Annotated in this window: 20 protein-coding genes and 1 tRNA gene; 9 read left to right on the forward strand and 12 right to left on the reverse strand. The window is 61.4% G+C overall.

Going from position 1 to position 25,300, the window contains the following annotated elements:
• Positions 1 to 54: 54 nt before the first annotated feature.
• Positions 55 to 1,416 (reverse strand): cation:proton antiporter, encoded by a 1,362-nt coding sequence (locus tag L6963_RS06680; protein WP_237206113.1) that lies wholly within the window; start codon positions 1,414 to 1,416, stop codon positions 55 to 57.
• 123 nt (positions 1,417 to 1,539) lie between these two features.
• Between L6963_RS06680 and L6963_RS06685 the strand changes: the two genes are divergently transcribed.
• The gene (locus tag L6963_RS06685) at positions 1,540 to 2,544 is read left to right on the forward strand and encodes a DUF418 domain-containing protein (RefSeq protein WP_237209126.1); all 1,005 of its coding nucleotides are present in this window, start codon (positions 1,540 to 1,542) and stop codon (positions 2,542 to 2,544) included.
• Positions 2,545 to 2,658: 114 nt separating this feature from the next.
• Positions 2,659 to 4,707 carry an MMPL family transporter gene (locus L6963_RS06690; RefSeq protein ID WP_237206114.1) on the forward strand — a complete coding sequence of 683 codons (2,049 nt, stop codon included), beginning with the start codon at positions 2,659 to 2,661 and terminating at the stop codon, positions 4,705 to 4,707.
• Positions 4,708 to 4,814: 107 nt separating this feature from the next.
• Here the strand turns inward: L6963_RS06690 and L6963_RS06695 are convergent, their stop codons facing one another.
• The 6 genes from L6963_RS06695 to L6963_RS06720 all read right to left on the reverse strand — a co-directional run bounded on the left by L6963_RS06695 (position 4,815) and on the right by L6963_RS06720 (position 12,485).
• Entirely contained in the window at positions 4,815 to 5,375 is a 561-nt protein-coding gene (locus L6963_RS06695; protein WP_237206115.1) for an NADPH-dependent FMN reductase, read from the reverse strand.
• A gap of 143 nt (positions 5,376 to 5,518) precedes the next feature.
• Positions 5,519 to 5,595: transfer RNA gene (locus L6963_RS06700), tRNA-Pro, on the reverse strand.
• 66 nt (positions 5,596 to 5,661) lie between these two features.
• The gene (locus tag L6963_RS06705; RefSeq protein WP_237206116.1) at positions 5,662 to 7,479 is read right to left on the reverse strand and encodes an ABC transporter ATP-binding protein; all 1,818 of its coding nucleotides are present in this window, start codon (positions 7,477 to 7,479) and stop codon (positions 5,662 to 5,664) included.
• The gene (locus tag L6963_RS06710) at positions 7,476 to 9,350 is read right to left on the reverse strand and encodes an ABC transporter ATP-binding protein (RefSeq protein ID WP_237206117.1); all 1,875 of its coding nucleotides are present in this window, start codon (positions 9,348 to 9,350) and stop codon (positions 7,476 to 7,478) included. The genes L6963_RS06705 and L6963_RS06710 overlap by 4 nt, the downstream gene beginning before the upstream one ends.
• A gap of 43 nt (positions 9,351 to 9,393) precedes the next feature.
• Positions 9,394 to 10,323 (reverse strand): metallophosphoesterase, encoded by a 930-nt coding sequence (locus L6963_RS06715; RefSeq protein WP_423816791.1) that lies wholly within the window; start codon positions 10,321 to 10,323, stop codon positions 9,394 to 9,396.
• Positions 10,324 to 10,355: 32 nt separating this feature from the next.
• Positions 10,356 to 12,485, reverse strand: coding sequence for a transglycosylase domain-containing protein (locus L6963_RS06720; protein ID WP_237206118.1), 2,130 nt, complete (start codon positions 12,483 to 12,485; stop codon positions 10,356 to 10,358).
• 121 nt (positions 12,486 to 12,606) lie between these two features.
• Between L6963_RS06720 and L6963_RS06725 the strand changes: the two genes are divergently transcribed.
• The 4 genes from L6963_RS06725 (at position 12,607) to L6963_RS06740 (ending at position 15,389) form a co-directional block, all read left to right on the forward strand.
• A complete protein-coding gene (locus L6963_RS06725) occupies positions 12,607 to 12,813 on the forward strand; it encodes a DUF4177 domain-containing protein (protein WP_185174154.1) in 207 nt (68 codons plus the stop codon).
• Between the two features lie 83 nt (positions 12,814 to 12,896).
• Positions 12,897 to 13,373 carry a RidA family protein gene (locus L6963_RS06730; RefSeq protein WP_237194960.1) on the forward strand — a complete coding sequence of 159 codons (477 nt, stop codon included), beginning with the start codon at positions 12,897 to 12,899 and terminating at the stop codon, positions 13,371 to 13,373.
• The gene (locus L6963_RS06735) at positions 13,366 to 14,322 is read left to right on the forward strand and encodes an NUDIX hydrolase (RefSeq protein ID WP_237206119.1); all 957 of its coding nucleotides are present in this window, start codon (positions 13,366 to 13,368) and stop codon (positions 14,320 to 14,322) included. Before L6963_RS06730 ends, L6963_RS06735 begins: the two co-directional genes overlap by 8 nt.
• Positions 14,323 to 14,666: 344 nt before the next feature.
• On the forward strand, positions 14,667 to 15,389 hold the full coding sequence (locus tag L6963_RS06740; RefSeq protein WP_237225456.1) for a hypothetical protein: 723 nt from the start codon (positions 14,667 to 14,669) through the stop codon (positions 15,387 to 15,389).
• Between the two features lie 111 nt (positions 15,390 to 15,500).
• Here L6963_RS06740 and L6963_RS06745 read toward each other — a convergent pair whose 3' ends face one another.
• Complete coding sequence (locus tag L6963_RS06745; protein ID WP_083091991.1) at positions 15,501 to 16,178, reverse strand: Crp/Fnr family transcriptional regulator; 678 nt, start codon at positions 16,176 to 16,178, stop codon at positions 15,501 to 15,503.
• 374 nt (positions 16,179 to 16,552) lie between these two features.
• Between L6963_RS06745 and L6963_RS06750 the strand changes: the two genes are divergently transcribed.
• Entirely contained in the window at positions 16,553 to 17,725 is a 1,173-nt protein-coding gene (locus L6963_RS06750; RefSeq protein WP_237194954.1) for a MarP family serine protease, read from the forward strand.
• Here L6963_RS06750 and L6963_RS06755 read toward each other — a convergent pair.
• The 3 genes from L6963_RS06755 to acs form a co-directional block, all read right to left on the reverse strand.
• Positions 17,722 to 19,005 carry an APC family permease gene (locus L6963_RS06755; protein WP_237206121.1) on the reverse strand — a complete coding sequence of 428 codons (1,284 nt, stop codon included), beginning with the start codon at positions 19,003 to 19,005 and terminating at the stop codon, positions 17,722 to 17,724. The two genes, L6963_RS06750 and L6963_RS06755, sit on opposite strands and share 4 nt — an antisense overlap.
• A 9-nt stretch (positions 19,006 to 19,014) precedes the next feature.
• Complete coding sequence (gene aroQ, locus L6963_RS06760) at positions 19,015 to 19,470, reverse strand: type II 3-dehydroquinate dehydratase (protein WP_237206122.1); 456 nt, start codon at positions 19,468 to 19,470, stop codon at positions 19,015 to 19,017.
• A 222-nt stretch (positions 19,471 to 19,692) separates the two neighbouring features.
• Positions 19,693 to 21,630, reverse strand: coding sequence for an acetate--CoA ligase (gene acs / locus L6963_RS06765; RefSeq protein WP_237206123.1), 1,938 nt, complete (start codon positions 21,628 to 21,630; stop codon positions 19,693 to 19,695).
• 179 nt (positions 21,631 to 21,809) lie between these two features.
• On the opposite strand from acs, the gene nth reads away from it, so the two are divergent.
• Both nth and L6963_RS06775 read left to right on the forward strand, forming a co-directional pair.
• Positions 21,810 to 22,712, forward strand: coding sequence for an endonuclease III (gene nth / locus L6963_RS06770; protein ID WP_237206124.1), 903 nt, complete (start codon positions 21,810 to 21,812; stop codon positions 22,710 to 22,712).
• The gene (locus L6963_RS06775) at positions 22,705 to 23,463 is read left to right on the forward strand and encodes an NUDIX hydrolase (protein WP_237206125.1); all 759 of its coding nucleotides are present in this window, start codon (positions 22,705 to 22,707) and stop codon (positions 23,461 to 23,463) included. Before nth ends, L6963_RS06775 begins: the two co-directional genes overlap by 8 nt.
• A 1-nt stretch (position 23,464) precedes the next feature.
• Here the strand turns inward: L6963_RS06775 and L6963_RS06780 are convergent, their stop codons facing one another.
• Positions 23,465 to 25,234, reverse strand: coding sequence for a bifunctional 3'-5' exonuclease/DNA polymerase (locus L6963_RS06780; RefSeq protein ID WP_237206126.1), 1,770 nt, complete (start codon positions 25,232 to 25,234; stop codon positions 23,465 to 23,467).
• Between the last annotated feature and the right edge of the window lie 66 nt (positions 25,235 to 25,300).

Below are 25,300 nucleotides of genomic sequence, written 5' to 3' on the forward strand. Positions count from 1 at the left end.
AGGGCCCCCTTGCTCAGGCAAGGGGGCCCTTTTGCTGGGTACTCCAAGGGGGAGCTAGGAATTCGGACGCTTGATGACGGGAAGAGCGCCCGTTGCCGCCCGCACCGCGGCGGCCCGCTCTAGTTTCTTAGCGCTACGGCGCTGCCGTGAGCTTGAGCGGCCAGAGGCACCCGGGTGGGAATCGGCGTCCTTACGCCCCACCGCCCCGATGGCCGAGGCCCACAGGGGGAAGAGAAGGACGGTCAGTGCCCCACCTGCCACCAACAGGGAAGCGTTTTGTTCGCTAAGCAGGTCGTTGGCCAGTGCCACCTCGGTGACAGCAACAATGATGGGCAGGCCCGCAGCAGAGTAGAGCCCCAGCTGGAGCTTTTCCTGCACGGTGGTGAGCCCCGAACCGGTATCGAAGAACTTTTCAGCGGCAAAAACTGGCAGGCCGCGCACCACAAGAATACCGAGCACAATACCGGCAAGAAGCAGCGGCTGCTCCCAGATGACAGACACCTTAATGCCCATACCCGAGCTCACGAAGAAGAGGGGAATGAGGAAGGAAAAGCCCAGGGCCTCAAGACGCTTGGAGAAGGGCTCAAAGGCGCCCTCGGGGGTAAGGGAGCGCAGGATAATGCCGGCGGCAAAAGCGCCGAGCACCACATCGAGCTCAAAGACCGCGGCGACCATCATGAGGGTAGCCAGAAGGAACATGGCCAGGCGGAGCATGGTCTGGCTGGTGGTGTTAGCCTCAGCTGCCATGGTGCGGCGCAGGCCAGGAATATGCTCGAAGAGGCGGTGGGGCACAACCGCTGAAATAACCGCGATGACCATAAAGGCCAGCAGAATCAGCACCGCAACCCAGGGGGCATGCGATGAGAGCAGCAGGGACATTGCAAAGATAGGGAGCACCTCGCCGATAGCCCCGTGCACCATCACCCCGTCGCCGACTTTCGTGCCCGCCTTACCGTGGCTTTTGAGCAGGGGCAGCAGGGTGCCCAGGGCGGTAGAACTCAGGGCAATGCCGACGACCGCGTAGGTAGAGAAAGACCCCGAAAACTGGGAGAGGCTCATGGCCAGAACCAGGCCGAGGGTGAAGCTCACCAGCCAGGACCCCGCAGCGAAAGCCCCCTGGCGTCCGCGCAGGGCTCCGGCGTTAATTTCGTAACCAGCCAGCAAAAAGAGCAACCCCAGACCCAGGTCTTTGACCAGGGCCACCCCACCGTCGGTGCTGGCAAGCCCTAGAACCTGCGGCCCGATCAGAACGCCGAAGATAATCAGGAAGACAACATCAGGGATTTTCTTCTTCACCAGGGCTGATGCCAGGGGTGCTAAAAGCGCCGCAGCGGTAATCCAGAAGATAGAAATATACTCGCTGGTCGCCGATGAACCGGCGGCCAGAAGGACGACGTCGGTAGGGGAGGTGCTCATAGTAGCTTTCGTCAGGTGGGAAGCAACCCCTCTAGTGTGCCATGTCTTAGGCACCCCGTGCAGGCAGCTGGGCAGTGTTAGGCTAAAGCAGGTAATTAAAATAAATGGAAGGCACTGATTGAGGTGAAACCAAACGGGCGAATTATTGGTGTTGACGTGGCACGGTTTGCTGCCCTTGCCGGTATGTTTGTAGCTCATACAGCACCGAGTAGAGGTCCTGCAGGTATCTTCAATTTCAGCGAATTTTATACAGGTGCTCTCTTCGCGCTGCTGGTAGGCACCTCAACGATGCTTTCAGCACGATCAATGAATTTCTCTACCCTATTCGCTAGTTGCGTGGTGCGAGGAATATTTTTGATTGTTCTGGGTATGTACCTCACTAGTTGGGGAGCCCAAGTAGACATTGTTTTCCAGTATCTAGGAGTTTTGAACTTCGTTCTGCCGTTAATAGTGTTTATCCCATGGTGGCTAGTGCTAACAATAGGGGTGGCAGCTACCTGGGCTGCGCTACCGGCTCAAGAGTACTTCTCACCTCACTATATTCAGGCTGTTATGGAAGAGAGCTACTTAGCTTACTTCTACCAATGGGTTTTTACGGGTACTAATTATCCTGTGGTGGCTCTCCTCCCCGCTGCATGCGCGGGAGTCGTGGTCGGTGCCTTGCTTGACCGCTGGGGTGTATGGGGCGATGTAGGTCTCTTTGTTGTTTCAGCGGTAGCCACTGCGGGTTTGTTTTGGTATTCACGCAGCGCTGTTGATGAGTTTTTGCCCAATACCTCAACCCCGCTAGAAATCGGCTTCAGCCTAGTGTCTGCTCTAGCGGTTCTAGGTTTTTGTTGCTTGGTAGCTCGACTTTTTGCTACCCGAGAAGTGATTCTGGCTCCGCTCATTTACGCCGGGCGAATGACTTTAACCCTCTATACGCTACATATAGGCGTGTTGGCGATATATGCACACTACGCACCACACTATGGCTTACCAGTAGCCGATGATTCTTATCCTATGATGTTCGGGCTGATTCTGGGTGCCCTGCTCTTTGCCTGGGTCTGGCAGCGGCTGCTGGGCCAGACCTTCCTGCGGCGTGGCCCGCTGGAAACTCCGCTAGCTTGGATCTCCGGAAGAGGCTAGACTCTCAGCATACATACTTTTTCTTCGGAAGCCGGCTCCACCAGGGCCGGCTCCTCTTCCCACACCTGGGTTCGGGTAGTTCTGGCTGCCCTGCTGACCCTGGCCTGGCTCGCCGTGGCAGGTATCGGCGGGCCCTACTTCGGCAAAATCTCCGAGGTCTCGACCAATTCCCAGACTGACTTTTTGCCCGCTTCCGCCGAATCTACCCAGGTGGTAGAGCAACAGGGCGATTTCCTGGGTACCGACGCGGTGCCCGCCATTCTCGTCTTTGAAGCCGACGGATCCCTCACTGACTCCCACCAGACCTACCTGGAGGGCCTGACCGACCAGCTGGCGGCGTCCGGAACCTTCACCGGTGAAAGCTCACCCGTGATTTACTCTGAGGACGGCCGGGCGGCCGAACTCATTCTCCCTATCTCCACTGAGCTCGAAACCCGAGAGGTCGTTGACGCTATCCGGGCAGAGATAGCCCAGGCCCCCGACGGTCTGACCGGCTACGTGACCGGTCCGGCTGGTTTCTCTGCTGACCTGGTCGAAGCCTTTGGTGGCATCGATGGCATCCTGCTAGCGGTGGCCCTCATTGTGGTCTTTGTGATTCTGCTGGTGGTCTACCGCTCACCCCTGCTGCCCATCATCGTGCTGTTGAGCTCCATGGTTGCTCTCTCTGGCGCTATCTTCGTCATTTGGCACATGGCGAATACCGGCTGGATGATGATCAATGGCCAGGTGCAGGGAATCCTGCTGATTCTGGTAGTCGGTGCTGCAACGGACTACTCCCTGCTCTACGTAGCCCGCTACCGTGAGGCCCTGACCCAGCACCTCTCGCGCTGGGAGGCAACCCGGGTTGCCTGGCGCGGGTCCCTCGAACCGATTCTGGCCTCCGGCGGCACGGTGATTGCGGGTCTGCTGTGCCTGCTACTCTCTGAGCTGTCGTCGAACAAGGCCCTGGGGCCTGTGGCGGCTACCGGCATTGTGCTATCCATGCTGGCCTCGCTGACCTTCCTGCCCGCCGTCCTAGCTCTGCTGGGCAGGGTAGCCTTCTGGCCTGCCCGCCCCCGCTATTCCGCTGAGGTTAAGGACGCCTCAGCCGGCTTCTGGGCAAAAATTGCGGCTTTCGTGTCGGGCAAGCCCCGCGCAGTCTGGCTGGTCACGGCTCTGGTGCTGGCTATCTTCGCCGGCTTTTCTGCGACTTTCCAGGCCAACGGGGTGCGCCAATCTGACCTGGTGCTGGGGCAGTCCCAGGCACGGGACGGCCAGAATGTGCTAGCTGAACACTTCCCCGGTGGCTCAGGCTCCCCGGCAAACGTGATTGTGCCTGCTGCCGAGCAAGACGCTGCGGTGGCTGCCCTCGACGGGCTCGACGGGGTGAGCTCCATTGCCGCGGTTGCCCAAGACTCGCCTGCTGGCACCGTGCCGGTGGGAGCGTCCGCTGAGTCAGTTCCGCCGATTTTTGCCGGTATTGCCCCCACTGAAGTTGAGGGGCGAATCATGCTCCAGGTGACCCTGGCCGACCCCGCCGACTCACCGCAGGCAGAAGAAACCGTGCGCCAGATGCGTGAGAGCCTGGCCAACGCAGCTCCCAGATCCCTGGTGGGCGGAACCACCGCGTCTGACCTCGATACCATCGACAGCGCCCAGCGCGACCGGGCCCTGATTATCCCGGTAGTGCTGGTCGTTATCACCCTGATTCTGATGGTTCTGCTGCGCTCAATTCTGGCACCGCTGATTCTGGTGGCTGCCACGGTGCTGTCTTATCTCACCGCCCTTGGCGTCTCAGCCCTGGTCTTCAACCACGTTTTCAATTTCCCAGGAGCCGACCCCACCGTGCCCCTCTACGGGTTCGTCTTCCTCGTCGCTCTGGGTATTGACTACACCATCTTCCTGATGACCCGCGTGAGAGAAGAAGCCCTGCATCAGGGAACCAAGAGTGGCCTGCGCACAGCTCTAGTAGCAACCGGTGGTGTAATTACCTCAGCCGGTATCGTACTGGCTGCAACCTTCGCAGCCCTGGGCGTTATCCCGCTGATTTTCCTCGCCCAGCTTGCCTTCATCGTTGCCTTCGGCGTACTACTCGATGCCACTGTAGTGCGAGCTCTGCTCATACCGGCACTCGTTGAAGATATCGGCAAGAAAATCTGGTGGCCTTCACGGCTCTCCCGCTAAGGCCTTAGCACAGAGCCTATCTGGCCGGGTGACGCCATCTGCCAGACCCATATAGAAGGGGCCTCCCTGTTCTACAGGGAGGCCCCAATGTCTTGAGTTGAGCTGGCTTAGGCGGCCAGGAACTTGAGGTAGTCAGCCACGAACTGATCAACGTTCTTCTGCTGCTCTTCTTCTAGCTCCAGCTTGCCGGTGCCCCAGGCTTCACCGGGGATACGGATGCCCAGGCCCTCGCCCTCCATCAGGTCAGCGCGGACGTAGGGAACCAGGTTGCGCAGGTTCTCGCGCACAAACTTGCCGTAGGTTGAGTTAGCAACCGAAGCTACACCGACCTTCTTGCCGTTGAGAACGGTGGGGGTGGTGTTGTCACCCGCGATGACGGCGCGTGAGGCCCAGTCAATCAGGTTCTTGAGACGGGCGGGGTAGGAGCCGTTGTACTCGGGGGAGACCAGAATCAGGCCGGCCGCGTTAGCGATGTCGGCGCGCAGCTTCTCGACGGAAGCGGGGGCGGGGAACTCGGAGTTCTGGCTGAGTAGGGGGATGGCTGAGAAGTCGTAGACCTCGGCGCTCTGCCCTTCGTTTTCAAGGGCTTCAACGAGCTGCTCTGCCAGCTGGGTGTTGAAGGAGCCGTCGCGGTCAGAGCCTGAGATAACGAGAACTTTCTGTGACACTGGTTTTCCTTTCACATTTGCATTTTTCTTTAGACTACACCCTATAAACTTTACAATGCAAGTATTTGTGACGCGGTGTGACGTGCAGAAGACAAGAGAGATATGAAAAACCGCCCCCGACTAGAGTCAGGGGCGGTTGTGCATGGTCGGGATGACAGGATTTGAACCTGCGGCCTCGTCGTCCCGAACGACGCGCGCTACCAAGCTGCGCCACATCCCGATTGTTGCGTATAACAACCTCTCAAGTATAGCGCGGCGGTCTTAAGCCTGCCAAATCACCGGGCTTCTAGCCCTCGGTGCTGTTGTTCTCTTCCCAGGCCCGGGCCATGGCGGCAAAGCGTCCGCCGGCCTCCACCAGAGCCGCGGGGGAGCCGTCCTCTACCACGCGCCCGTCCGACACCACCAGCACCCGGTCGGCGGTAAGCACCGTCGAGAGGCGGTGGGCAATCACCACGGAGGTGCGCCCGGCCAGCAGGGACTCCAGACCCCGCTGAACCAGTTTTTCGGTGGGAATATCGAGAGAAGCGGTAGCTTCATCGAGAATAAGGACGGCCGGGTCGGCCAGGAAAGCACGGGCAAAAGAGATGAGCTGACGCTGCCCGGCAGAAACCCGCCCGCCGCGCTTTGACAGGTTGGTGTCAAAGCCCTGGGGTAGGCTCATGATGAAGTCGTAAGCCCCGACCTTTCGGGCTGCCTCAAAGACCTCTTCGTCGCTGGCGGCGGGGTTGCCCAGGCGGATGTTGTCGGCCACGGTGCCCTTGAAGAGATAGGCCTCCTGGGTGACCATGACGACCTCCCGGCGCAGTTGCTCATCGGAGAGGTCCCGCAGGTCTACCCCGTCGAGGGTCAGTTGGCCGTGGGTGACGTCGTAGAAGCGGGCGATGAGCTTGGCAATGGTTGACTTACCAGCACCTGTTTCACCCACTAGGGCTAGGCGCTGACCCGCAGGAATATCGAGATTCAGGCGGTGCAGGGCGGGGCGGCCACTGACGTACTCGAACTCAACCTCATCAAAGACCAGGTGCCCCGTTGCTGGGGTCTTGCGCTGGGCCGGACGCTCGGGCTCGGCAACCTCGGGCTCTTCAGCGAGAAAGCCTGAGACTTTTTCGAGGGCAGAGACCGCTGACTGGAACATGTTGTAGTAGTCCGAGAGCATGAAGATGGGTTCAAAGACCCGGTTGGCGTAGATGACCAGGGCTAACAGGGTTCCGGCCTGCATGGAGCCGCCCAGAATGGAGTAACCGCCAATGACCAGCACAATGGCCACGAAGGTGTTACCCAGGGCCTGTAGGGCTGGCATGTAGGTGCCGTGCACCTTGATGGACTGCATGACGCGCACTCGGTAGTCCTCGGCGGCGTCCGCGTAGGCTGCGCGCGAGCTTGCCTCGGCACGGAAGGCCTTGACGGCGGCCAGGCCGGTGAAGGTTTCGGCAAAGCGGGAGATGATGCGGGCGGACGCCACCCGCTGGGCCCGGTAGGCCAGTTCAGATTCGCGGCGGAACCAGGCGGTCAGCCAGGCGACGGGCAGCATCATCACCAGCAGGGCGAGGCCAGCCCGCCAGTCCATGAGGCAGAGGGCCACGATGGTAAAGGAGATGGAGAGCAGCATGGCTGCAAGCTCAGAAAGCCCCGAGTCGAGGAACTGCCGAATCGTATCGAGGTCACTGGTGAGGCGGGAGATTACGCGGCCCGAGGTGTAGGTGTCGTGGAAGCCTACCGAGAGTTTTTGGGCGTGCTCAAACATGCGCTGGCGCAGGTCAAAGAGCACCTTCTGGGAAATTTTGTAGGTGAGCAGAATGTTGGTGTAGGTCGCTAAACCGGCCACGACCGCTGCCCCTACATAGAGGGCTGCCAAGGTAAGCGCGTAACTGCTGTCTCCCGCCAGCAGGGGTTCTAGGGCGTCGTTGATGGCCGTAGAAATGAGCCAGGGCATCGCTGTGGTCAGGGCCGTTGCCAGGATCACCAGGAAAAGGGTGAAGAGCAGGTGGCCCCGCACCGGGCGCAGCACATCGAATAAGAGGGCTACCGACCGGCGGCGAACAGCCTTAGCCTCGCTCTTAGAGAGCTGAATCTTATCTTCTGAATCGGTAATTCTCTGGCTCATCGTCCGCCCTCCTGTATCTCGCTCTCAACCTCACCGGCGTCCGCCGGCCTTGTGGGGGTGAGCTGGGTGTCGGTGCTCATGAGGTCGCGGTAGACGGGGTTGCCGAGCAGCTCGGTGTGGGTACCTACCGCAGCTACCTGCCCCCGGTGTAGAAGTACGACCCGGTCTGCCAGGGCCACTGTAGAGGGCCGGTGGGCCGTGAGCAGAGTGGTGGTCTCGGTCAGCTCCTGCTTGAGCAGACCCACCACCTTTTCTTCTGTCGTCACATCGAGGGCAGAGAGCGGATCATCGAGCAAGAGGACAGCCGGGCTTGCAGCGATAGCGCGCGCTAGCGAGAGACGCTGGCGCTGGCCGCCTGATAGGCTCATGCCTTCTTCGCCGATGACGGTATCGATTCCATCAGGGAGCTGGTACACATAGTCAGCGGCAGCCACGGTCAGGGCGCGGGTCAGAATGGCTTCTTCCTCAGCCAGGCTGAGCTCGCTGCGGTCAACCCCCAGCAGGACGTTCTCCCGCACGCTCGCCGAAAACAGCAGGGGGTCTTCAAAGGCAATTGCCACCTGGGAACGGAGATCAGGTAGGGGAAGGGAGGCGATATCGCGACCGTTCAGGCTGATGCTGCCCGCAGTCGGCTCATAGAGCCTCTGTACCAGCTGAAGGACGGTAGATTTACCCGACCCGGTCGAACCGACCAGGGCAATAATCTCTCCCGGGCGCACCTGCAGAGTAAAGCCGGTGAGCACCTGCTGCTCCTGCTCCCCGTAGCTGAAGGTGACGTCCTTAAAATCGAGGCGGGCAGCAGCTGCGTTGGGGCGCTCGCGGTGGGCAGGCAGAATGTCGATATCTTCACCGGCCTCGCCCACCATGACCTGGCGGTGGCGGTCCATCGAAACACTCGATGCCAGATACATGGAAATCAGCATGCCCGAGCGCTCCACCTGGGTAAACAGGATGGTGGCGGTTGCGAAATAGCTGGTGAGGGCACCGACGGTCATGACGTCCGTACTGACCAGGTGCAGCCCCCAGAGCAGAGCCAGGCAGAGGGAGGCTCCGCTAATGAGGGTGGTCTGCATACGGACCCGCCCCATGGCCCGGCCTCGCGCAACTTCAAGGTCTAGTAGTTCTTGGGCTTCTTGGCGGAACCCGGCCAGGGCATGCGGGCCTCGCCCTAGCGCCTTGAGCACGCGTAAGCCCTGCACCGATTCTTCGACGGTTGTTGCCAGGTCACCGGTACGTTCTTGGGCCTTGCGGGTCAGGGTGCGGAAGGTCAGTACAAACCGCCAGACGCAGAAGAGGGTCAGCGGCATGCTGGCCAGGAAGACCAGCCCCAGCTGCCAGGAGCCGGTAAACATGTAGAAACTACCGACGGTTACCTGGACGGCTACGGTAATGATTTGGATCAGGCCGAAGGCGGTCCAGCGGCGGATAGTGCCCAAATCACTCATGGCACGGGTCAGGAGTTGGCCCGAGGGCCAGCGGTCGTGGAAGGCCACGGGGGAGCGCAGTAGACGGTCGAAGAGGTCGATGCGCATGGTGTTTTCTACCGTGCTGGCGGGTTCAATAACCAGCTGCCTACGCAGGAAGAAAAGGGCAGATTGGGCTAGACCCAGCGCAAAGACCAGGGCGCCGCCTGCCCAGACCGCTCCTACGGTGGGCTGGTCGGTCAGCATGGCATCGACAATCCAGCCCAGCACCTGGGGGATGGAGATAGCGATAATGGCTGCGGTGAGTGCTACGAAAAGCCCGCAGACCCAGCGCGCGCGAATAGGACGGGAGTACTGCCAGAGGGTGATGTCCTGCTCTGTGCGGGCACCGTAGGGCACAGGGGGAGGCGTGGGTATGGGGGAGACGCGCAGTAGTCGAGAAGCCATAGTAATCTATCTTACATTTGCATTCCTGCAAAAACCAGATAGGTTACCGGGCCGTCAGCGTCACCAGCACAGCCTCGGGCGGGCAGAAGAGGCGCACCTGGGCATAGCGTGAGGTGCCCAGGCCAGCCGTTACCTGCACGGGCACGTCCCCCTGGTAGGAGAGCCCCTTGGCCCGGGCCGGGGGTAGGTCGCAGTTGGACACCAGGGCCCGCCCACCCGGGAGGCATACCTGCCCACCGTGGGTGTGGCCCGCGAAGATAGCCTGGGCGCCGTCGTCCGCGAAGCGGTCCAGGGTGCGCAGGTAGGGGGCATGGCAGACACCCAGGCGGACGCTCGGCCCCGGCTCCGCATCGAAAGCGGTGGGGGAGAAGCCGGGGTGGCGGTCGTACTCCAGGTGAGGGTCGTCCACCCCAGAAAACTCTAGGCGCAGCCCTCCAAGGGTGAGCGTCTCGTAGCGGTTGATCAGCCCTATCCAGCCGCGGGCATCGAAGGCATCGTGCATCACCTGGGTGGGGAGTACCGCGCGGGTTTGGTCGTTGGCCTCGTCCCCGGTGTTCTTCTTCCAGAGGTAGCGGGCCGGGTTCTTGGGTACTGGGGCAAAGTAGCAGTTGGAACCCGGCACATAGACGCCCGGGAAATCCAGCAGGGGATCCAAGGCCTCTAGCAGGGCGGGAAGACCGTCCAGATGGGAGAGGTTATCGCCGGTATTGATGACCAGGTCAGGCTCTAGCTCGGCCAGAGAATGCATAAAGGCGGTTTTCCGAGCCTGCCCCGGAATCATATGCATATCCGAGATATGCAGAATCTTAAAATCGGGGCTACTTGCCGGCAGAATCGGCAGGGTTTCCCTACGTACCTGGAAGTTATTGAGCTCAATAAAGTGGGCATAAGCGGCCGTGGCGGCCCCAGCTACAGCACCCGCTGCCAGAACCCCTGAAAGGGTCTGAGCCAGGGTGCCAGCTGAAGCCGCCACGCCACGAGAATTCTGAGAATTCAAGGGAGTCCTTACTGGTTAGTACCAAGAACCGAGTTCGAGGGGAGGTCGAAGGCATCGGTGTTGTAGTTCTTAGCCTGGGCCTGCATGAACTTCTGCCACTGGGCACCTGCGTAGGTGGCACCGTCCACGTAGCTCAGAACCCTACCGTTGATGGAAAGGCCGTTGAGGGGGCGAGAGGTGTTTTCTATGCTGCCCACCCATGACGCGGTGGAAAGGCCGCGCGTGTACCCAACGGTCCAGGTCTGGGTAGAGTTATCGGTGGTACCGGTTTTAGCAGCGGACGCATCGGTCAGGCCAATACCGCGCTGGTAACCTGAACCGTCCACCAGAACCTGCTTGAGCACGTAGGTCACACCGTTGGCAACGTCCTCTTCAAGTACGCGTTCGCAGGTGGACTCATAGGTCTTGACCTCGGTATCGCCCTTGCTGACCTTTTCCAGCGACATGGGCTCGCAGTAGGTGCCACCACTGGCAAAGGCTGCATAAGCCGAAGCCATAATCAGCGGAGTGGTACCGCGTTCCCAACCACCCAGAAGATAGGCGGGGCGGGTAATAGTGTAGGGGTCTGAACCGGTGCCGTCGGTGATGCGGAGCTTGGCTCGCAAATCGTTGATGGCACAGGCATCAGTAACCGAAGCCATCTTAACGGCGTAGGAGTTAATGGAGTTCTTCAGACCGTAGGCTACAGTGCCCCAGCTCTGGTTACCGCCATCAAAATTGGTAAAGACGTACCCTTCCTCATCCTCAGAGGTAACGTAGCCGTTTTTTTCACAGGTAGCGGGCCAGCGGAAGTCCTTGGGATAGCTCAGTGAGGTGCCGTCAATAGTAGGGTTGACACCCTTACCGTCCTTAATCCACTGGGCCAGAATCACGGCCTTGAAGGTAGAACCCGGCTGGAAGCCTGCTGTACCACCGTGGGACACACCCACGTTGTAGTTGTAGAAGTTATCGGCGAAGTCGGTTTCTTCAGAGTTTCCGTAGCCAGAGTTCTGGGCCATGGCAATGATCTTGCCACTACCGGGGGCAACAGAAACGAGAGCGGCGCTGACGCGATCGGGGTTGTTGGTGGAAGGCTGAGTGGCTTCAACCTGGGTCTTGGCGTCCTTCTGGGCGTCAGGGTCAATGGTGGTAATGATCTTGTAGCCGCCGCGGTAGAGGGCGTTGGTGCGATCGTCCTCGGTTGCGCCGTAGGTTTCGTCGTTCAGGAAGTCCGTAACAGCGTAGTAGCAGAAATGTGCAAAGTCACCGGCGGTGGAGCAGCCCATGGGGGTGGTGTGAATATCGAGAGTAATTTCCTCATTTAGAGCATCAGAGTATTCATCTTCGGTAATCTTACCGTCGCGGAGCATGGTGCCCAGAACTACATCGCGACGTTCCTTGGACAGTTCGGGGTTAACATCGGGGCGGTAGACGTTAGGTGAAACCACCATGCCTGCCAGAATCGCCGATTGGGAGATGCTGAGCTCTGATGCTGAAATGCCCCAGTAGTAGTAGGCTGCGGCCTCTACACCGTAGTTGGAACCGCCCAGGTTGATGATGTTGAGGTAGCCCTCAAGAATCTGGTCTTTAGAGAGATTCTGCTCCATCGAGATGGCCAGCTTAATTTCCTTGATCTTATCAAGGTAGTCCTTATTAGCACCCAGGGTACTTGCCTCGGTGCCTGCCTGCTCAGCGGCATCAATCAGAAGGTTATTGACGTACTGCTGGGTCAGAGTAGAAGCACCCTGACGAGCTTCGGGGTTAATGACATTGTTGACCAAGGCGCGGGCAATACCCATGGGGGAAACCGCGCCGTGGTCGTAGAAGTTGCGGTCTTCGGACGAAAGAATTGCGTCTTTCATGTGCTGGGAGATGTCATCCAGCGCCACATCGGTGCGGTTCTGAGCGTAGTAGGATGCCAGCTCAGTTTTTCCGTCATTTGCGTAGATGACGGACGGCTGAGAGAGCGGTCCGTCACTCAGGGAGGCGGGCAGACTCTTAAACCAGTTCATTGATGCATTGATAGATGCACTGAGAGCTGTAGCGGGCGGCACCATAATCAGCGCCGCAATAAAACCGGCAATGATGCTCAGCGCAATAAACTGAACAAGGTCGCCGGGGCTGCGGCGCCTCTTTCGCACATTCTTTGAAGAAGCCATTGCATCAGTTTATCGGCTCAGGGCGGAAAATGCACCGGCGCGCATGTCACAGCAGCCCATGAAAAACCTGTGAGCGGTGTGGGAGTCGTCTTTTTAGCCCCGGTGGTCTAGGCTTGGTGCTATGGAAAAATGGGAATACGCAACAGTGCCCCTGATGATTCACGCAACCAAGCAGATCCTCGATAACTGGGGTGAAGACGGCTGGGAGCTCGTTACCGTGCTCCCCGGTGCCCCCGCTCCCAGCGGTGCTACCCCCGCTGGGAACATGGTTGCTCCCACTCAGGGCAATCCAATCGCCTACTTCAAGCGCAAGAAGGCTAGCAACTAAATAATCAGACCAGAACCGGGTTCAGGCTTAGGCCTTGAGCCCGGTTTTTGCCCCTAAAACATTGCTTTTCAAGAAGGTATACCGTGTCAAAGATTGAAGACCGCCTCAAAGAACTTGGCTACGACCTGCCCGATCTGGCAGCCCCGGTAGCCGCCTATGTTCCTGCCGTCACCAGCGGTAACTACGTCTACACCTCGGGCCAGCTGCCTTTCGTTAAGGGCGAGCTGCCCGCCACCGGTAAGGTATCAGACTCCGGTGCCGAAGGCTTTGTAGACCCCGAGACCGCCCAGAAGCTGGCTAGCCTCTCAGCTCTGAACGCCCTGGCTGCCGTCAAGTCCGTTATCGGCGATCTTGACCGCGTTACCCGCGTGGTCAAGGTGGTCGGCTTCGTTTCATCAGATCCCTCCTTCACCGGCCAGCCCGCCGTCATCAACGGAGCCTCCCTGCTTCTGGGCGAGGTCTTTGGCGAGGCAGGCGTGCACGCCCGCTCAGCCGTTGGCGTGCCGGTACTACCGCTGGACTCCCCGGTAGAAGTTGAAATCATCGTGGAATATGCCTAGCCAACCCATGTATACCGGCGCCCTCAAGCGGGTGCCGCCGCCGGCGTCCGCCCCCTATGTCTCGGCGGCGGCTCCGGCCCCCAAAACCCACCCCATCCCGTCAAGCCAGCAGGAATCCGCCCGTACCTGGCTCAATGAGGGGGACTGTACACCGTGCGCGGCTAAGCCTGCCGCCGCGGTCGTTTTTGTGCGCGACGGCGCTTCGGGTCCTGAAACCTTTATGACCTACCGGGTGAAATCCCCTATGGGCCGGGTTGCCTTCCCCGGCGGCCTGGGCGTGCCCGAGGACGCCGCCCCCATCGGCTGGGTGGGCCCCAGCGGCGACTACTGGGCCAAGGCCTTCAGCGAGGACGACCTGGGAGCAGCTAACGCTGCCGTGGTCACTGCGGTGCGTGAGCTCTTTGAAGAGACCGGCGTGCTCTTAGCTGGCAGCGGCGAGCTCTCGACCATCGAGCTCACCAGCGGGCACGAGTGCATGGCCTCCCGCCTGGCCGTAGCCCAGCAGGATAAAACCTTTGCTGACTACCTGGAACGCCGCGACCTCAAAATCCGCGCCGACCTGCTCAAGCCCCTAGCCCGCTGGCAGTCCCCGGGCTTCTTCCACAAGCGCTACGACATTCACTATTTCACCTGCGCGGTGCCGGTGGGGCAGAACCCCTCCCTGCTCGCCGGGAAGGGAATTTGGGGGCGCTGGGTCAGCGTGCGTGAGCTGGTTGCCCACCCCATGAGTATGGAACTCGGTAACGAAATCGGGCAGGACGACACCGTTGGGGTGCCCTTCCAGGAGCTGGTGACCCCCGGCGTCATGTACCTGCTGGAACAGCTCGCTGCCGCCTCCGGGGCGGTTGCCTTCCTGGCCAAGCGACGCCAGGTTTCCCTCTACCTGCCCGAGGTTAAGCAGGACGCCGCTGGCACCTGCTACCTGGCGGTGCAGGAGAAAAAGGTCTAGTCGTGCCCCTCAAGCATCAGGCCCCCAGCCCAGTACCCATCTCGTTCACACAGAGACTTATCAGATGGGCAGCCCTGGGGGCTTGTCTGCTACTGGTTACTATTATCGGTGGACGCTTGGGGCTGGGCGCCTTGGGGCTACAACTTATCCCAGGGCTAGGCTTGGTCTGCCTGGGGCTCTCTTACCTGGCGGCCCTTACTTTACTGGTGTGTGGAACCGCCTATATCCTCAAGAGCCTGGGAAAAATCCCCCAGCCAGACGGGGCCAGAAGCAGCACCCTGGTCTTGCTAACCACCTGGTTCGCCCAAGGACTTCTGCTCTTGCTGGTAAGCGCTTTTGCCCTGATGATGACTTTTCTTTTCTTCATCGTTCTGGTCTTCAGTACCGGTTGGATTCGCTATGAAGATGAGGGGAAAACCTACTACCAGTTCCCCGTAGGGCTAGACCGTGACTATTGCAGGGAGGCGCAACAGGTCAACCTCATCTTTGCTCGTGACCTTGGGGGAACCTCTGACTGCTGGCCCAAAAGCCACGACCCCGGGGGTACCTCAACCCCACCGGGCAACCTGGGCGACGTCCAGGTGCCCGCGGAGGCCCCCACGTCTGCCCCCGAGTCCATCGGCCAGCCCTACACTCCCGCTCCGCTTACCCCGGTTGAGGCTGAAAACGTCACCGACATCGACGAGAGCGGAACCTTCGGCCTGGTTCTGGCCAACAGTAACGACATCTACGCCGCAACCTACAGCCCAGACCAGGGCCACTGGCTCATGGGCGGAAAAATCTCTACGGTTGGAGCCAAATCCCTAGAGCTTTGCGGCCACCAGCGCCTCAGCGAGACAGTCCTGGTCTACTGCCAAGCCCGTGCCGAAGGAGCCACACTGCTGACCAGCGCAGATAACGGGCTCACCTGGACTACCCACGATCTAGACCCGGCAGCTTCCTACCTGCTAGAGGCTCGCTACGACAAAGGCACCTACACCCTCGAAGTTGGCTACCCGGCCTGGGTTCCCTCAAGCAGCACCACCCTCATCACCTCACTCGACGGCCTCACCTGGCAGACCCGCTAACCACCGGCGTCCGCCCCCTGCCTCTTCGGCAGGTGCAAAAAACCGGGTGGTCAGCTCTAGCTGACCACCCGGTTTTAGAGTGTTGAGAGCAGGCCGGACGCCCGCCCCACCTTAGCGGGAGCGCTGGCGCAGACGCTGCAGGTCGAGGATGACCACAGCGCGAGCTTCCAGACGGATCCAGCCGCGGGAAACGAACTCGGCCAGAGCCTTGTTGACGGTCTCACGGGAAGCGCCGACCAGCTGGGCCAGCTCTTCCTGGGTCAGTTCGTGGGCAACCAGCACACCGTCGGTAGCAGGACGGCCGAAGCGGTCAGCCAGGTCAAGCAGAGCCTTGGCAACGCGACCGGGTACGTCTGAGAAGACCAGGTCGGCTAGGTTCTCGTTGGTGCGGCGCAGACGGCGGGCCAGAGCCTGCAGAACCTGAGCGGAGATATTGGGGGACTTCTCCATAGCCTTGCGCAGGGACTCGTGCTTCACACCGGCCAGGCGGGTCTCAGAAACAGCGGTTGCGCTGGTTGAACGGGGTGAGGGGTCAAACAGGGCCATCTCGCCGAAGATTTCGCCGGGGCCCATGATAGCTACCAGGTTCTCACGGCCGTCGGAAGCGGTGCGGCCCAGCTTCATCTTGCCTGAGATAACAAAGTAGAGCTGGTCGCCCTGGTCGCCTTCGTAGAAGAGGGTAGCACCGCGTGAAAGGTCAACTTCGGTGATGTCTTCGGTCAGTGCTGCAAAGGCTTCGTCGTCGAGTGAAGCGAACAGCGGAGCACGGCGTAGTACTTCAATATCCATGGTTCTCTTTTACTCCTGATAATGGATCTAAAGGGCGATTCGAGTGCGGTGCCCTGTACGTACAGGGCGGGCAGACTTCTAAGCATAGTCTTTGCCTAGTTCATCACACAGCACTTTTATCTGTGACTTATTCAACTATTACGAGCCTACAGGATATTTGGTGCTTTCGATACCCAAAGACCGCAGGGATAGGGCGCTTCACCGAGAATTTTTCCCTAGTTTCCGCCTATTTTTTCAGGTTGGGAGTGTAGGCTGTGGTATTCCTGTGAGGGCTGAACGTCGACAGGGGCTGCACTATCTGCTGCGGTGTGTCTTGCTGTAGCGATAGGTACCGGAACCCGGCCTGCTCAGCCTTCCCCGTTGAATGGAGAGTCATGACCGTTCTTGACTGGGTCATTATTGCTATCATTGCCCTCTACTTCTTGGCCGGTGTACGGCAGGGGCTCTTTGTCACCCTGGGTACCTTTGTTGGGTTTGTGCTGGGTGCAGTTGCAGCTATCTACGCAACCCCCTGGGTGATTAACCAGGTCAGTTCTCGGTGGTACCTTCTTGCCGGACTGGGTACAGTGCTCGCCTGCCTGGTGCTAGGGCAGACCCTGGGTATGACCCTGGGCAGTGCAATCCGCAGGGCAAGCGATCGTACGCCCCTGCGCGGTCTAGAGCGCCTTGCCGGTGGCCTGCTCAATATGGTGCTGGCCTCGCTGGTCATCGTGACCGTGGTGCTGGTCGTCCGCCCCCTGGGTATCCCAGCGGTTACTGCCCTCACCGCGGAATCTAAGGTGGTGACCTGGATGATGCAGGTGACCCCGGCGTCCGTGCAGGAAAAAGTAACCGAGGTTCGGGGCCAGATTGTGCAGGCCACCGGTCTGCCCGAGATTTCTCAGCTGCTTTACCCCGAGCAGTCCGCTCCGCTCGGCACCCTTGAAACAGCTGCGCTGGAAGAAGCTGGCTGGTCGGTGGTGCAGGTTGTGGGTGCAGCCCAGGCTTGTAATTACACATCTGAGGGTTCGGGTTTCGTGGTGGACGGCGGCCTGGTCGTCACCAACGCGCACGTGGTTGCGGGCGTGAGCACCCCTACCCTGCTGAGCCGCGACGGTCAGGCTGCAACGGGCGATGTGGTCTACTACGATACTGAACGCGATATCGCGATTATCAGTGCTCCCGACCTAGCCCTAGCCCCCCTGACCCTGAACGAAGCCGAGGTCGCTTCAGACACTGAAGTTGCCTTTATGGGCTACCCGGGCGGCGGCCCCTTCGCCAGTCGGGCAGCGATCGTCCAGGGGCTCGGCTACACCCAAACCATCAACGCGCAGACCGGGGAAACCAACCCCTCCCGCCTGGTCTACCAGCTAGCTGCCCAGGTCCAGCAGGGCAACTCGGGCGGCCCCGTGCTCACCGAGGACGGGCAGGTCATGGCTATGGTCTTTGCCAAGTCGACCCAGAGCCAGACCGGCTACGCTGTTCCGGCCTCGCAGATTATTGAGGTTCTAACCCAGGTAAACGCCTCGTCCTCAGCGGTTGCCACCGGCCAGTGCGTACCTAACTAGGGCTTCGCGGCCTGGGTGGGGCGGGCATACAGAAGATAAACCGCTAGCCCCATCCCCAGCAGAAGTAGCCCGCCTGCTATAGAGGCGGGCGGCAACGTCCCCACCACCAAGCAACAGCCCGCTGCCCCGGCAACCTGCAGGGCGCGCGGGTAGCGGCGGTAGGGGACGGTTTGCGTGAAGGCTGCCAGGTTCGCCACGCAGTAGTAGAGCAACACGCCGAAGGACGAAAAGCCGATAGCGCCGCGCACATCAAAGAACAGAATCAGGGCGGTCACGGCCACCGCTACGGCGATTTCTAGCCGGTAGGGCACCCCGTAGACCGGGTGCAGGTGCGCAAAGTAGGCGGGCAGGTCGCGGTGGATAGCCATGGCGTGACCTGTGCGGCCGATGCCGGTGATGAGGGCCAGCAATGCCCCGAGCGCACCGATGGAAGCCGCGACACCCAGGAGGGCGCTCAGGGGTGCGGACGACCCTACCGCCGCAGCCAGCGGGGCGGACGTTCTCGCCAAGCCCGCATAACCCAGCTGGTGGATGAGCGCGAGGGCAACTAGCAGGTACAGGGTGCCCACCAGCGTCAGGGCAATGATGATAGCCCGCGGAATGGTGCGGGCGGGGTCTTTGACCTCTGACCCCATGGTGGCAATACGGGCGTAGCCGGCGAATGCAAAGAAGAGCAGGCCAGCGCCCTGCATCACCCCGTAGATAGTTGCCGCCGGGCTAGTGGGCGCGGCGGACGCTCCCGCCCCGCTGCCTGCGCTGGCAGCAATCGCTGCGGGGTCCGGAGCTACCCCGAGGAGAACCGCACCGAAAAAGACGGCCAAGGCTAGGAGCACCACAGTGACCAGGATTTTAGTGAGGGCTGCGGTACGGGTGATACCCCTGTAGTTGACGGCGGTGAGGGCAGCAACTGCGGCGATAGCCAGGAGCTTTTCATAGCCCGGTGCCAGATAAGCGGCAAAGGTCATAGCCATAGCGGCGCAGCTGGCCGTTTTACCGATGACGAAGCACCACCCCGCTGCAAAGCCCCAGGCATGGCCGAGCTGGCGGCTGCCGTAGATGTAGGTACCGCCTGATTCGGGGTGCTGGGCGGCCAGCTGGGCCGAAGAGGTGGCATTGGCGAAAGCGAGAAAAGCAGCCAGAGCAAGAGAGAGCAGTAGCCAGTTGCCCGCTGCCGCTGTTGCCGGAGCGAAAGCGGCAAAGAGGCCTGCCCCAATCATGGATCCGGCACCGATATAGACGGCGTCGGTCAGGGAGAGCTTCGCCTGAGGTTGGGTGGCCATCGTACCGGGTTAGCCTAGGTGACGGGCTAGGAAGGCTAGGGCTAGTTCGTAGCCCTGGGCACCGGCACCTGCAATGACGGCGGTCGCCTGGGGCGAGACGTAGGAGTGGTGGCGGAAGGGCTCCCGCCTGTGCACGTTAGAGAGGTGCACTTCGACAACCGGCAATTCGGCCGCTTCGAGGGCGTCGTGCAGGGCCACAGAGGTGTGGGTGTAGGCTGCCGGGTTGATGATGATACCGGCGGACGCGGTACGGGCGGCCTGGATGGCATCGATAAGATCGCCCTCGTGGTTGGACTGCATGAAGGTAATCTCATAGCCCAGCTCGGCGGCCTGGGCGCGGAGGGTGGCTTCGATATCGGCCAGGGTGGTACGCCCGTAAATCTCGGGTTTGCGTACGCCGAGCAGGTTGAGGTTGGGGCCGTTAATCACGGAGATACGTCGGGGTGCAGTCTGTGGTGTTGCCATAGTTCCTAGTTTTTCACACGAAAACGCCCGCCTCCAGCTTGCTGCCATAGATGGAGCAGAATGGGGCGGGCGTTTAGTCAAAAACACGAGCTTCGACTGATGTGGGGCATGCGTGCTAAAGCCGACTGGCTGGGGCTGGCATGAATTGCTTGCGAGCTTGCGAGCCAGCAAGAAGGTTAGTCGGCGGGCACGCATGCCCCACATCCTGTTATGCCGTGCGTTCTAACCCTTCTTGAAGTTAGCCTCGATAGCTTCCATGACGGTGGGGTCTGCCAGGGTGGTTGTGTCACCGACCGGGCGGTCTTCGGCCACATCCTTGAGTAGGCGGCGCATGATCTTACCGGAGCGGGTCTTGGGTAGATCATCAACAATGAGCACACGCTTGGGCTTAGCAATCGGGGAGATTTCGACGCCCACGTGAGCACGAATCTGCTCTGCCAGCTCGGTCTCGTCGTGCCCTGCTGCCTTGGCTTCGTCGTTGAGGATGACGAAGGCCATGACGGCCTGGCCGGTGGTTTCGTCCGCTGCACCGACAACCGCTGCCTCGGCGACGGCGGGGTGGGAGACCAGGGCGGATTCGATTTCGGGGGTGGAGAGACGGTGGCCGGAGACATTCATGACGTCGTCCACGCGGCCCAGGACCCAGAGGTCGCCGTCGGCGTCGCGCTTGGCGCCGTCACCGGCGAAGTACATGTTTTCGAAGCGGGACCAGTAGGTGTCGACGAAGCGGTCGTCGTCGCCCCAGATGGTGCGGAGCATGGAGGGCCAGGGCTCGCGGATGGTCAGGAAGCCGGACTGCTCGTTGGGCAGGGACTCGCCCAGGTCGTCCACCACGTCGATGGTGATGCCGGGGATGGGCTGCTGGGCGCTGCCGGGCTTGGCTGCGGTGATGCCGGGCAGCTGGGAGACCATGATCGCGCCGGTCTCGGTCTGCCACCAGGTATCGACGATGGGGCACTTGCCGCCGCCGATGACGCGGTGGAACCAGCGCCAGGCTTCGGGGTTGATGGCTTCGCCCACGGTGCCGAGCACGCGCAGGGTGGACAGGTCGTACTGGGCGGGGATGTCCTCGCCCCACTTCATCATGGTGCGGATAGCGGTGGGGGAGGTGTACATGATGGTCACCCCGTACTTCTGCACGATTTCCCAGAAGCGGCCGCGGTGCGGGGCATCGGGGGTGCCTTCGTAGATGACCTGGGTGGAGCCGTTGACCAGGGGGCCGTAGGCGACGTAGGAGTGGCCGGTGACCCAGCCGACGTCTGCGGTGCACCAGTAGATGTCGGTTTCGGGCTTGAGGTCGAAGATGTTCTTGTGGGTGAAAGCGCCCTGGGTGAGGTAGCCGCCGGTGGTGTGCAGAATACCCTTGGGCTTACCGGTGGTGCCGGAGGTGTAGAGGATGAAGAGGGGGTCTTCGGCGTTCTGATGGGAGGGCTCGTGCTCGGTGGACTGCTCGGCAACCAGCTCGTGCCACCAGACGTCGCGGCCCTCAACCCAGTTGATATCTTCGCCGTTGCGCTTGACGACCAGAACCTTTTCGACCGAAGAGCCACCCTTGGCCAGGGCAGTGTCGACGGCGGGCTTGAGCATGGAGGGCTTGCCACGGCGGAAGGAGCCGTCGGCGGTGATAACCAGCTTGGCCTCGCCGTCCTCGATGCGGGAGAGCAGGGCATCGGCTGAGAAGCCGCCGAAGACGACGGAGTGCACAGCGCCGATGCGGGCGCAAGCCAGCATGGCGATAACAGCTTCGGCAATCATGGGCATGTAGATAGCAACGCGGTCGCCCTTAGAAACACCCAGGGATTCGATGCCGTTGGCTACGCGGGAGACCTCGTCCTTGAGTTCTGCGTAGGTGTAGGACTTGGTATCGCCGGGCTCGCCCTCAAAAAGGATGGCGGTGCGGTCGCCGTTACCTGCTTCAACATGGCGGTCTACGGCGTTGTAGCAGGCGTTGAGCTCACCGTCTGCGAACCACTTGGCGAAGGGCGGGTTGGACCAGTCGAGGGTTTCGGTGAAGGGCTTGTACCAGGTGAGCAGGTTGCGGGCCTGTTCTGCCCAAAATTCGGTGCCTTTTTCTTTGGCTTCTTCGTAGATGCCGGGCTGAGCGTTGGCCTGGGCTGAGAATTCGGCGCTGGGGGCGAAGACGTCCTGGGTGTCGGTCATGGTGTGCCTTCCTGTTCTGTGGGGCGCGTCATTGATGTGCGCCACAAACGGACTTTTTCTCACCTTAGCGCACCATGTAGCGCTAGTCACAAATTTGTGCGTTCGTGTTACGCGAAATCAGGACGCCGGTGGCAGCTAACCCGGGTACCGCAAGGACGGGCGGCGGTAGGCTTGGGTATATGCCCCTACATGCCGATGTACCTCTTAGCCCTGACGAGCTCGCCCAGCTTGAAACCCGCTCTGTACCCGAGCCCAAGGCGCGAGCGTCCGCCCGAAAGCACGCCCGCGCGGCAGCTCGCGGTGAGGCCGAAAGCCCCCTAGCGCTCACCCGTCGTGCCCGCAAAATCAACCGTATTTTGGGGGAGACCTACCCCTATGCGGTTGCCGAACTCGATTTTGATAACCCCTTTGAGCTCCTGGTAGCTACCGTGCTCTCAGCCCAAACCACCGATGTGCGCGTGAATGCCACCACCCCCGAACTTTTTGCCCGCTACCCCGATGCGGCGGCGTTGGCGTCCGCCCGAATCGAAGACGTGGAAGACATTGTGCGGCCCCTGGGCTTCTACCGCTCCAAGGCCAAAGCAATCGTGAATCTGGCTGCCCAGCTGGTGGCAGATCACCGTGGGCAGGTACCGGGCAGGCTTGAGGAACTGGTGAAGCTCCCCGGCGTGGGGCGAAAAACCGCTTTCGTGGTGCTGGGTAACGCCTTTGGCAAGCCGGGCATTACCGTCGATACCCACTTCGGCCGACTCGCCCGCCGCTTTGGCTTTACCACTGAAGAGGACCCCGTTAAGGTCGAACGCGACGTCGCTGAGCTTTTTGAACCTAAGGACTGGACGCAGCTTTCCCACCGCCTGGTCTACCACGGCCGCCGCATCTGTCACGCCCAAAAACCGGCCTGCGGGGCTTGCCCCATTGCCGATCTTTGCCCGGCTTACGGTGCCGGTGAAACCGACCCGGTGGCGGCAGAGAAACTGCTCAAGTACGAGATGGCTCCGGGGCGTGAGCGCCTGCACCTGCGTTTTGTGCAGGGTGCTACCCGTCGCCAGCTGCGGGAAGAGGGGTGGACGCTCAGTGCTTAGCAAAGAGATGCCAGGGGAAGAGATAGCGGGGCAGCACCCTGCCCTAGCGGCCCTGCAGGAGTTGGCGGAGCGGGCCCCGAGTGTTGTGCGCCCCGAGGATTCGTGGCCGATTGGGCAGATGGACCCGGACACCGTTAAAGAGGCCGCTGTGCTGGTGCTGATGGGGGTGCTTGATGAGGCTCCGGCGCAGAATACCGGGTGCGGCACGGTTGCTTCGGACCTTGACCTCTTGGTGTTGGTTCGGTCGGATGCCCTGCGCCATCACGCTGGTCAGCCTGCCCTGCCCGGCGGACGGATTGACCCTGAGGACTACGACGAGGCAGCCCGTACCGGCCGAACCGTCCAGCAGGTAGCTGCCCTGCGGGAGGCTGTAGAAGAGACCGGCCTGCAGGCTGAGGGGGTGCGACTGCTGGGTCAGCTCCCGGCGGTCGATTTGCCGGTGAGTAACTACCGGGTGACTCCCGTACTGGGCTGGTGGGACCTACCGACCCCGGTGGAGGCAGTAGACCGGAACGAGTCAACCCTGGTGGTGCGCGTACCGGTGGCAGACCTGCTGAACCCGGCTAACCGGCTGACCGTGACGGTGACTCGCGGCCGGACCAGGCATAAGTCCCCGGCTTTTGAGGTGACCGGTGACTTCGCCCCCTTTACCATCTGGGGATTTACCGGCAACCTGCTTTCCCGAGTCTTTGAAGAGCTGGGCTGGGAAGAACCCTGGGATAAGAAGCGCACCCGGGAAGCTGGGACTTAGCCTACTTAGCCTGCGAGTAGTCGTCGGTAGTGACCACGGTGACGGGGAATTCGACGTCGGTGGGGCCGAAGATGAGTTCGGCGGCGGCTTGCGCTGATTCGCGCACAATTTCGGCGGCGCGGGCTGATTCGCCGATGGGCCCGTAGAGCATGATTTCGTCGTGGAGGAAGTAGACCAGGCGGGTTTGCATACGTTTGCCGAAGCGGCGTTCGGTGCGGAGGCGTTTGCGGATTTGGGCCATCCAGATGATGGCCCATTCGGCGGCTGTTCCCTGGATGACGAAGTTGCGGGTGAAGCGGCTGTGGGTGCGGGCGGCTGAGCGGGCGGCGCGTTCGTCGGCTGCGGTGACCTGGTTGCGTTGGGCTTGGAACCAGGCGTGGGAGGGTGCTGGGGAGGTGCGCCCCAGGTAGGTGGTGACCTGCCCGCCGCGGAGGCCTACGTCGGCGGCGTGTTCGGTGAGGCCGATGGCGGCTGGGAACATTTTTTTGAGGTGGGGCATGAGCTGCCCGCCTTCGCCGGTGGTGGCTCCGTACATGGCAGCCAGTAGGGCGATTTTGGCGTGGGAGCGGTCGTTGAGCACGCTGCCGGTGCGTTCGCCGACGTGGGCGATGCCGAGGTAGAGGTCGGTGCCGCGTCCGGCGACGGCGAGGGCACGGTCGCCGCTCATGACGGCGAGGATGCGGGGTTCGATTTGGGCGGCGTCTGCGACGGTGAGCATCATGCCTTCTTCGGCGCGGATGGCGGGGCGGACGTCCTTGGGGATTTGCATGGCGCCGCCGCCGTGCCCGCCCCAGCGGCCGGTGGCGGCGGAGCCGACTTCGTAGGTGGGGTGGAAGCGGTTGTTGGTTACCCAGGTGTCGAGCCAGTTCCAGCCGTTGGCGGTGTAGAGGCGGGCGAGGTGTTTGTAGTCGAGCAGGGGGCGGACGAGTTGCCAGCGTTCTTCGCGAAGGTGGGGGACGGCGTTGGCCCATTCGGTGAGTTCCCACTTGCGGGTGGAGGTGACCGAATGGCCGGCTGCCTGGAGGGCTTTGAGGACTTCTTGGGGTGAGTCGGGGTTGAGGTTGGGGGCGCCGAGTTCTTCGCGGATGCGGGCGGCGAGGCGCTCCATCTTATAGGGCCGGTCGTAGCCTGCGGGGCGGGGGCCGAGGGCATGTTCGAGGATTTTTTCGTGGATGGCGCGGTTCCAGGGCATGCCGTGGTGCTTCATTTCGGCTGCGATGAGGGCGCCCTGGGATTCTGCGGCGAGTAGGAGGGAGAGCCGGGCTGGGGCTGGGCAGGCGGCGACGGCCTCTAGCTGGGTGCGGAGTTCGGTGAGCAGGGCGGACGCGGTTGGCCCGGCTGCCTCGTGCTGTTCGGGGGAGGCTGGGCCAAGGTCGTCAAAGAGGGCGGTTTGCCCCTCGATTTGTCGTCTGGCCGGTAGCACTCCTGCCGGGGGCGCGGCTTCGGGGGTGAGGTCGATGGTGGGCGTGTAGGGCAGCCGGTTTTGGGCGCGGGTGGCGGCGGTGAGCAGGATTCGCTGGGCAAGGCGCAGATCGTGGCAGGACGCCGGTGAGACGCCAGCTGCCAGCAGGGCGGGCATGAGCTCGCGGGCGTCCGCCCAGGCCCAGCGGATCACCCGGTGCGGGTTTTGGGCCTCTACCGCGCGCACAAAGTCGGGGAGCTTAGCGAAAGGGAAAGTGCGGTGGGTGCCTGAGCCGGTGTCGTTCAGCGTAATAGCCTCCCACAGGGGCGTATCGCCGGGGGAGGTTGCTGGGCCAAGCACGATGTACATCTTTCTATTATGCCGTTTGCGCTGTTCACAGGGCTAGACACGGCACTTCTTCTGTGGCATAAAGAG

The organism is Rothia nasimurium (assembly GCF_928392795.1).
Taxonomy (GTDB): Bacteria; Actinomycetota; Actinomycetes; order Actinomycetales; family Micrococcaceae; genus Rothia; species Rothia nasimurium_F.

Coding starts and splice junctions, on each gene's coding strand:
- L6963_RS06680 (WP_237206113.1), bottom strand. CDS start 1,416: ATGAGCACCTCCCCTACCGACGTCGTCCTTCTGGCCGCCGGTTCATCG.
- L6963_RS06705 (WP_237206116.1), bottom strand. CDS start 7,479: ATGAGCCAGAGAATTACCGATTCAGAAGATAAGATTCAGCTCTCTAAG.
- L6963_RS06710 (WP_237206117.1), bottom strand. CDS start 9,350: ATGGCTTCTCGACTACTGCGCGTCTCCCCCATACCCACGCCTCCCCCT.
- L6963_RS06720 (WP_237206118.1), bottom strand. CDS start 12,485: ATGGCTTCTTCAAAGAATGTGCGAAAGAGGCGCCGCAGCCCCGGCGAC.
- L6963_RS06725 (WP_185174154.1), top strand. CDS start 12,607: ATGGAAAAATGGGAATACGCAACAGTGCCCCTGATGATTCACGCAACC.
- L6963_RS06735 (WP_237206119.1), top strand. CDS start 13,366: ATGCCTAGCCAACCCATGTATACCGGCGCCCTCAAGCGGGTGCCGCCG.
- L6963_RS06740 (WP_237225456.1), top strand. CDS start 14,667: ATGATGACTTTTCTTTTCTTCATCGTTCTGGTCTTCAGTACCGGTTGG.
- L6963_RS06745 (WP_083091991.1), bottom strand. CDS start 16,178: ATGGATATTGAAGTACTACGCCGTGCTCCGCTGTTCGCTTCACTCGAC.
- L6963_RS06750 (WP_237194954.1), top strand. CDS start 16,553: ATGACCGTTCTTGACTGGGTCATTATTGCTATCATTGCCCTCTACTTC.
- L6963_RS06755 (WP_237206121.1), bottom strand. CDS start 19,005: ATGGCCACCCAACCTCAGGCGAAGCTCTCCCTGACCGACGCCGTCTAT.
- aroQ (WP_237206122.1), bottom strand. CDS start 19,470: ATGGCAACACCACAGACTGCACCCCGACGTATCTCCGTGATTAACGGC.
- acs (WP_237206123.1), bottom strand. CDS start 21,630: ATGACCGACACCCAGGACGTCTTCGCCCCCAGCGCCGAATTCTCAGCC.
- nth (WP_237206124.1), top strand. CDS start 21,810: ATGCCCCTACATGCCGATGTACCTCTTAGCCCTGACGAGCTCGCCCAG.
- L6963_RS06780 (WP_237206126.1), bottom strand. CDS start 25,234: ATGTACATCGTGCTTGGCCCAGCAACCTCCCCCGGCGATACGCCCCTG.